Source organism: Pseudomonas bohemica, from assembly GCF_002934685.1.
Classification (GTDB): domain Bacteria; phylum Pseudomonadota; class Gammaproteobacteria; order Pseudomonadales; family Pseudomonadaceae; genus Aquipseudomonas; species Aquipseudomonas bohemica.
Genome location: NZ_NKHL01000032.1, coordinates 1 through 746, shown reverse-complemented (window position 1 = coordinate 746; position 746 = coordinate 1). Strand labels below are relative to the sequence as shown.

Genomic DNA, 746 nt, shown 5'->3' with positions numbered 1-746 from the left:
GAACCTGAGCCTTGGCTCTCTCGATCTTGCGTATTGCTTTGTACAACACGCTGCGTTTTCCGTGCTTCTTGTAGGTGCTGTGCCGGGCTGCAACCTGCCAGATGACTTGGCGTCCAGTATGCTCTTTGCGCTTCTCGACACCGGTATAGTCTGCATCGGCGCAGACCACGTTTTCAGCACCGTGTAGCAGTTTGTCGACTTGGGTCACGTCCGCCACGTTGGCCGCAGTGACCACCACGCTGTGCACCAGCCCCGAGTCATCGTCGACACCAATGTGCGCTTTGGCGCCGAAGTAATACTGGTTGCCCTTCTTCGTTTGGTGCATTTCCGGGTCGCGTTTACTGTCCTTGTTCTTGGTCGAAGTGGGCGCATGAATCAGCGTGGCATCGACGATGGTGCCTTGTCGCAGTGACAGGCCACGCTCGCCCAGATAGCCATTGATCACGCCGAGAATTCCAGTGGCCAACTCGTGTTTTTCCAGCAGGCGACGGAAGTTGAGAATGGTGGTTTCGTCTGGGATTCGCTCCAGGCTCAGGCCGGAAAACTGGCGCAAGATCGTCGTCTCGTACAGCGCCTCTTCCATCGCCGGATCACTGTAACCAAACCAGTTCTGCATGAGATGAACCCGCAGCATCGCCATCAAAGGATACGCCGGACGACCGCCTTCGCCCTTCGGGTAATGGGGTTCGATCAGAGCCATCAAACCCTTCCAAGGCACGACCCGATCCATCTCGATCAGGAACAGT

1 protein-coding gene is annotated in these 746 nt (G+C 56.7%); it reads right to left on the bottom strand.

All coding sequences use genetic code 11. From position 1 onward, the window contains the following. The coding region (locus CE491_RS00140; RefSeq protein WP_234407450.1) for an IS5 family transposase at positions 1 to 745 on the bottom strand (745 nt) is incomplete at its 3' end. Position 746: the final 1 nt, after the last annotated feature.